Annotated in this window: 4 protein-coding genes; all 4 read right to left on the bottom strand. The window is 43.3% G+C overall.

Translation table 11 applies throughout. The features are described 5' to 3' along the window. Nucleotides 1-43 precede the first annotated feature (43 nt). On the bottom strand, nt 44-3,871 hold the full coding sequence (locus C8P65_RS05735) for a glycoside hydrolase family 2 TIM barrel-domain containing protein (protein ID WP_107781976.1): 3,828 nt from the start codon (nt 3,869-3,871) through the stop codon (nt 44-46). A 186-nt stretch (nt 3,872-4,057) separates the two neighbouring features. Then, nucleotides 4,058-4,294 (bottom strand): F0F1 ATP synthase subunit delta/epsilon, encoded by a 237-nt coding sequence (locus tag C8P65_RS05740; protein WP_107781977.1) that lies wholly within the window; start codon nt 4,292-4,294, stop codon nt 4,058-4,060. 55 nt (nt 4,295-4,349) lie between these two features. Next, nucleotides 4,350-5,858, bottom strand: a complete 1,509-nt coding sequence (gene atpD, locus C8P65_RS05745) for a F0F1 ATP synthase subunit beta (RefSeq protein ID WP_107781978.1) — start codon at nt 5,856-5,858, stop codon at nt 4,350-4,352. Nucleotides 5,859-5,997: 139 nt separating this feature from the next. Then, a complete protein-coding gene (locus C8P65_RS05750) occupies nt 5,998-6,588 on the bottom strand; it encodes an LIC11966 family surface protein (protein ID WP_107781979.1) in 591 nt (196 codons plus the stop codon). Nucleotides 6,589-7,238: the final 650 nt, after the last annotated feature.

Consider the following 7,238-nt stretch of genomic DNA (forward strand, 5'->3'; position numbering starts at 1 on the left):
CTCATTTCTAACGGCTAACGACTAACTACTTAGCGACTAATCTCTATTCTGCTATCAATCCAAACTCAGCACCACTGGCAAAGTCTTGTCCGTACTGCTCGCTTAGGGCGGTAAAACGCACATAGCGTGCCTTTACAGGGCTTTTGAAGAGTACTTGCTGTGGCGTGCCTCTGTTCTGAGAAAAACTGCCTTTATGCACCTCTTTCCACGTTTTAGCGTCATCGCTTATAGAGATGCTAAAGTCTTTTACATCACCGTTGCCTGCTTCGTCTGTGCGAGGTAGGTAGCTAATACCTTTGAAAGATACTTCTTTGCTAAGGTCGAAATCTACCCAGTGAGGGTGTTTAGCAACCGTTACCGAGTAAGCAGAGTGCCATATTGTATTAGGGTTGCCATCTACTAAGTGAGTGGCATTGCCTGCCCCTACTTCTTCGCTGCTGGCAAAGATAACCTTCATCGGTATAGTACTGCGGTTGATAAGCCCTGATACAAAAGCAGGAGCTTCAGTGCTAGCACTTACATTCGCAGCCTCGGCTAGTTTTGCCTGTGCCGGACGAATGATAAAGCCAAAGCGATGTTGAGTAGCCATTACGCGGTCTCTTTGTAGAGGGGTAGGACCACAGCTGTTACCACCTACTCCTGTAGTAGCAATGTTTAGCTGTAGATAGGTAGCCGAAGGATTTGGCAACTCAAAAGGGTGTCCCGCGAGGGTCATTTCTTGGGCGGTATAAGGCAGAGCAGCTACGTCCATCGGTTGGGTGCCTACGAATATAGCACCAGCGCCACGCATATTGGTTAGGGCTGCCCAGCGGCTATCTTGGTGGTGACCCACATCTTGTGGTTTAGGGAAGTTCCCTGCTTCTTTCAGTACATCGCTTTCGTAGATACCCAAAAAGGCACCTGTTTTGCGGTCAGGATAGTTGTCTTGTTTGCCTCTTCCGTAATAAGTGAAACGGAAGTAAGTTTTAGGCATAGTCACAAGGTATCCTAACTGCGGAAGATTTACAAAATCATCATTGCTGCCGATGCTCGCTTGCACTTCTATAGACCCGTCAGGATATACGGTAAATACTTGGTTCGTAACAAAGCGGAAGTCAGCATCAGTAAAAGGGCGGTCAGTAAGTTCTACTATCTTGTTGCGTCCGCTGGCAGTACCGCCTTCTATTTTTGCTCCATTAGGCGCTTGCGATTGTACCGTGAAGCTATAGCTGTAGCTGCCATCAGCATTAGCTTTTACGCTCTTAGCCAACGCTTTGTGCTGTAGGTTGTGTAGCCCTTTGGCAAACCATTGTTGGTATGCCCAGCGGTCGTTGTTAGTAAAGGCGCGGAAAGCGTTAAGTGCCAAACCGCTGTTTTCTATGATGGTGTTATTGCCATATCTAAGAGTTTCGATAGTACCTTTGTCAAAGTCAAACATTACACTGAAGTCCTTGCCTACTATCATTTTTTGGTCAGGCGATAACTCTAATGCACTACCTTTGGCTACAGTCGCGATTGCAGGTTTTTGTCCTGCTTCTTGTATCACGAACTGTTCGCGTGCTTGCACAAAACCTTTTTTAGCCCAAGGTTTATCAGCCGCTTGTCTGAATTCTATTACCACTATGTATTCGCTCTTGCTATCCATACGTTTAGGGGCAATGGTAACGACACCTTTAAGCTGTGGTTTTAGTGGCGATACATCAAAAGAGCGTTCTTCTACTAACTCGCCATTGCGGTAGAGTTTCCACACCCCTTCGTAACCTTCCATAGGCTCAAAATAGCTTTTGTTGGTAATTTGGAAGGTATCAAACGACAGTTTCTTCACTTTTATATTCTGATATACCTTTTGCACTTCATAGTACTGAGGTTTTACAGTGCGGTCTGCAAAGATAATACCATTCATCACGAACTGCCCATCGTTAGGGAAATCTCCAAAATCACCTCCGTAGGCAGCATAAGGCTTGCCATCAGGGGTATAGTTAGTTAGCGCTTGGTCTACCCAGTCCCAGATAGCACCACCACAGATATAGTTACTGCTTTCTATAGCTTCCCAATAATCAGCGAGGTTACCTACGGCATTCCCCATAGAGTGTGCGTATTCCGAGATGTGGAACGGATATTTAATATCGTATTTACCTGTAGCAGCGCCTTTTACCCACGCCACTGAAGGGTATTGGTTAGAGCCCATATCTACGATGTCGTTATTGCGCTCGTATTGCACTGGGCGACTAGTGTCTAAGGTTTTTAGGTGATTGTAGGCTGTTACGAAGTTCTGACCAGGTCCTGCTTCATTACCTAATGACCATATTACGATAGAAGGCGAGTTATAAGCTGCTTCTACCATTTCTACTACTCGTGCGGTATGCGCTTTTTCCCATTCTTTAGGGTGTGAAAGCGATTCTTTGCCGTAGTAATATTGGTGCGACTCTATATTAGCTTCATCTTCTAAATAGATACCATATTTGTCGCTAAGGTAGAACCAGTAAGGGTCAGGAGGATAGTGAGAGCAACGCACGTGGTTGATGTTAGCGCGCTTCATCAGCATTAGCTCCTCTTTCATCTGTTCGTGGGTTACTACGTGCCCTTGGTCAGGGTGTGTTTCGTGGCGGTTTACCCCTTTTAGTTTGATAGGTTTGCCGTTTACATAGAAATATCTACCTGCATTACCAAAACTGTCATCTGCTGCTTTAGTATCTTTTATCTCTACTTTTCTAAAACCAAAGTAAGTAGAGATGGTCTCTATCACTTTGCCTTTTTTATCTACTAATTGTGCTACGAGCACATAGCGATTAGGAGCTTCAGCCGACCACATATCGGGTTGCTTCACATCGATAGCTGCACTTACTTTTTCTATAGCGTTAGGAGCAACCGCCTGCACTTCGCTAGTGGCTTGTAGGGCATCTACTTTCTGAGCATCGTCTTTGTAAAGTATATTTTTGTATACAGCATACTGTAGGCGATAGTCTTTAGCCTCTTTTTTGCTGAGGTTGCGCACCTCGGCAGTTACTTTTAGCTGCCAATCGGTTAGGTTGTCAGTGTCAGTTAGTACATTTAGGTTGCGTATTTGCACTTTTGGGGTAGAGCGTAGCGCTACTGTTCTGAAGATACCTGGCAGGCGGAACATATCTTGCGACTCTAAGAAAGAACCGTCAGAGTTTCGATACACCTCTACCGCCAATTTATTCTGACCTTTTTTCAGGTATTTGCTTATGTTGAAAGAAGCTGCGTTGCGCGAGTTTTTAGAGAAGCCCACGTATTTACCGTTTATCCAGAGGTAGAAGAAAGAATCCACTCCGTCAAAATCGATATATACCTCTCTACCTTTCCATTCGCGAGGCACTTCGAAGTAGCGGATATACGAGCCCACCTCATTGCGGTACTCATAGGTAGTCCACGTTTGCGGCGGGGTACGCATTACCCCTTGTCGCCAGTCATCTACTTTGCGCTCGTGATAGAAAATCACAGGTTGGTTTACGTAGATAGGCAAACCGTATTTCAGTTTACCGTCTTTTTGTATCCCTTGTACGTTCCAGTTCGAGGGTACGGGGGTCATATCCCAGCCAGAGGCGTCGTAGTTGGTTTTGTAGAAGTCTTTGGGGCGCTCATCAGGAGTCTTGCACCAGTGGAAACGCCATTGACCGTTAAGCGACAGCCAATAAGGCGATTTTTCGGGGCGTACTTGGGCAGCCTGCGCTTCATTGTCGAACGAGAAGAAATAAGCGCGTGGATACTCCTTATTTAGAGCGAGTTCCTCTACTGATTCCCATTCTTTACCAGTAGGAGCTTCTTTGTCGCCGTAGGCAAAACCCCCTAAAGGAGTATGCTGTGCCCACGCACACGGCCAGAGTGCCATTAGTAAGCAGGCACTGCTAATTTTCAAATAATTTTTCATTCTATTTATCTAATTTATCTTAGGTATCAGGTTATAAGGCAAATTGCCTCTTCAATTTTCTCGCAAAGGTAAGAATTATTACCAAATTAGCAAATATCATTCTCAAAAAATAACCATTAGTCGCCAGAGGTATCAGCTTCAGCTGTCCTCTGACGACTAATGGTTTTAGGTACTAACTACAAATCCTTACTCTACAAGTATTACGGCCTTGTTGTTATTAAACTCTATAGTACCGCCAGTGATAGCGATAGACTTCAGTTCTTTTTTACCTTCGTATAGTTTTATTTCGCCCGAAGTAAGTATAGAGATAATAGGGGCGTGGTGGTCTAACAGCTGAAAGGGCGCTTTTGCCCCTGGCACTGTCACCCCTGTTACCTCTCCTTTAAAAAGCAATGCTTCTGGCGTTAAAATTTCTACTGTCATAAAATCTTTTTTTTATATATCAACCTGCTAATCGGCAAATCGTCAAATTGACAAATTAGCTCGCTTCTGCTAGCATCTTTTCACCAGCTTCTATAACCTCTTCGATAGTACCTTTAAGGTTGAAAGCCGCTTCTGGCAGATGGTCTAATTCACCGTCTAATATCATATTAAAGCCTTTGATAGTATCTTTGATATCTACATAAGCCCCTGGCAATCCGGTAAACTGTTCTGCTACGTGGAAAGGTTGCGATAAGAAACGCTGTACACGGCGCGCACGAGCCACCGCTACTTTGTCGTCTTCCGATAACTCTTCCATACCGAGGATAGCGATAATATCTTGCAGCTCTTTGTAGCGTTGCAATAGCTGTTTCACGCGTTGTGCGCACTCGTAGTGCTCTTTACCCAAAATCTCAGGGGTAAGGATACGCGAGGTAGAGTCAAGAGGGTCTACCGCAGGATAGATACCTAGCTCAGCTATCTTACGCGATAATACCGTTGTAGCGTCGAGGTGCGCAAAGGTAGTCGCAGGCGCAGGGTCGGTAAGGTCGTCCGCAGGCACGTATACCGCTTGTACTGAGGTGATAGAACCGTGTTTAGTAGAGGTAATACGCTCTTGCATAGCTCCCATCTCGGTAGCTAGTGTAGGTTGGTAACCCACCGCCGAAGGCATACGTCCTAATAGCGCAGATACCTCCGAACCCGCTTGGGTGAAACGGAAGATATTATCAACGAAGAAAAGTACGTCTTTACCTTGACCATCACCAGCCCCATCGCGGAAGTACTCAGCTACGGTAAGACCCGAAAGTGCCACACGCGCACGCGCCCCTGGTGGCTCGTTCATCTGTCCGAACACAAAGGTAGCTTTCGATTCTTTCAGCGCATTTTTGTCTACTTTGCTCAAGTCCCAACCGCCTTTTTCCATTGATTCCATAAAGGCATCGCCGTATTTGATAATGCCCGATTCAAGCATCTCGCGCAGTAGGTCATTCCCTTCGCGGGTGCGTTCGCCTACCCCAGCGAATACCGAAAGACCGCCGTGCCCTTTAGCGATATTGTTGATAAGCTCTTGTATAAGAACCGTTTTACCCACACCGGCACCACCGAACAAACCGATTTTACCCCCTTTGGCGTAAGGTTCGATAAGGTCGATTACTTTAATACCGGTGAAGAGCACTTCGGTAGTAGTCGATAAGTCCTCAAATTTAGGAGCGGGACGGTGAATAGGCAGACCGTTATCGCCTTCTTTAGGCAGGTTGCCCAGACCGTCAACCCCATCGCCGATTACGTTGAAGAGCCTACCGTATATATCGTGCCCTACCGGCATTTTTATAGGGCTACCCGTAGCGATTACTTCAGTATCGCGACTAAGCCCCTCGGTAGAGTCCATCGAAATGGCTCTTACCACGTCTTCGCCTATGTGCGATTGCACTTCTAGGATAAGTTTAGTGCCGTCAGGCCTTACAATTTCCAATGAGTCATAGATGCGAGGCAACTCTTTATCAGAGGCAAATTGCACATCTACTACCGGTCCAATTACTTGGGATACTTTACCTTTTTGTAACATATTTTAGTGTTTAGGTGTTAGTTGTTAGGTTTGCTATGTTAAAACCCAAACCTAATTACCGCGCAAATGTAGGGACTTTTTTTGAAAAAGCAAAATTTAATTTTAAAAATGCAATTATTAGAGGGACGTGCACTTTTTTTTATTCGTCTTCGTCGTCGTAGTCTTCGTCTTCATAGCGCTCTATAAACACATCGCTTACCTCGTTGAATTTATCAGTAAATTTTTGTATGAAAGCATTGTTTTTCTTAAGTTGAGCTTGCTCTTCAGGAGTACCTCTTAAACCTTTTAGACGCATTTGGATAAGAGTTTTGTAACCATCTTTCATCAGAGCATCGTAATTATCGAAGAATTTGATGGCTGCATCAAGTAATAAAGTATCACCTTTGTAAGCACCGAGTTTGTGCACTTCTTCTTTGAAAGCTACAATATCTTCAATCCACTGCAAACGCACTTCTTCAGCACGATTGAAGTCATTATCATCCATAGCGTCATTCATTTCATCCATTTCATCTAAACAACCATTGGTAATACACACAATTTCATTGTTGTATTCTACGGCATTGTCGTACTCGCCTTTAGCATAGTACACACCTTCATCAGGTTGCCAACCTCTTTTTTCGTTGCCACCCATAGCAGCATCTATTTGTTGTTGCATTTGCTCCATTTGCTTTTGCATATCTTCAGCAGATCCTCCCATCATATTCTGAAGATTCTTTAGAAAATTCATCATAGTTTAGTTATTTTAATATGTTTTTAATAGAGTGCAAATGTAATACAAATCCCATAAAAGACTATTCTGCCTTTTAAACATTAACAAATTTTTAACACATAACTCTTACAGTTTGTGTAGAAATTTTGAAGAAAGTTAGGCTGCAAGTTGGTAGCTTAAGCCTTGCACGGATAGCACAGAAAACACAAGTGTGGCGGGAGAGGTGAGTAGGTAAAACAGAATATTTTTCTAGTTTCGGCAGAAGCATTAGATATTTAATCTTCGGTAATTGTTTGACTATCCTTCGGTCTTCCTATATCGTTTGTATATCGTTTGTATAGGGTAAATAAGGAAAGAAATTTTTTCTGGATTTTCACGGAATGAAATGAATCTGCTACAGTAAGGAGAGATTTTTAGATTGCGCATCGCCAAATTATTTACTATCTTTGCTCCCAAATACTATTTTTGAGGTGTCTAAATAATTTCATATATTTGCACTCTGAAAAAAATATCTAATCCACGAAGGATTTTCGTATGAATTTAAATTATAACTTATGAAAAAAATATATTTATTAACTATAATTATTTTAACATTTTTAAATTGTAAAGAAAGAATAAAAATGGAAAAAATAGCAAATTTATATAAAGAAGTTAAATATCATGAGCAAGCT

The sequence above is a fragment of the Capnocytophaga leadbetteri genome, assembly GCF_003054025.1.
Taxonomy (GTDB): Bacteria; Bacteroidota; Bacteroidia; order Flavobacteriales; family Flavobacteriaceae; genus Capnocytophaga; species Capnocytophaga leadbetteri.

What these genes read in the sequence shown, in the direction of transcription:
- C8P65_RS05735 (WP_107781976.1), bottom strand. Translation starts at nt 3,871, where the DNA reads ATGAAAAATTATTTGAAAATTAGCAGTGCCTGCTTACTAATGGCACTC.
- C8P65_RS05740 (WP_107781977.1), bottom strand. Translation starts at nt 4,294, where the DNA reads ATGACAGTAGAAATTTTAACGCCAGAAGCATTGCTTTTTAAAGGAGAG.
- atpD (WP_107781978.1), bottom strand. Translation starts at nt 5,858, where the DNA reads ATGTTACAAAAAGGTAAAGTATCCCAAGTAATTGGACCGGTAGTAGAT.
- C8P65_RS05750 (WP_107781979.1), bottom strand. Translation starts at nt 6,588, where the DNA reads ATGATGAATTTTCTAAAGAATCTTCAGAATATGATGGGAGGATCTGCT.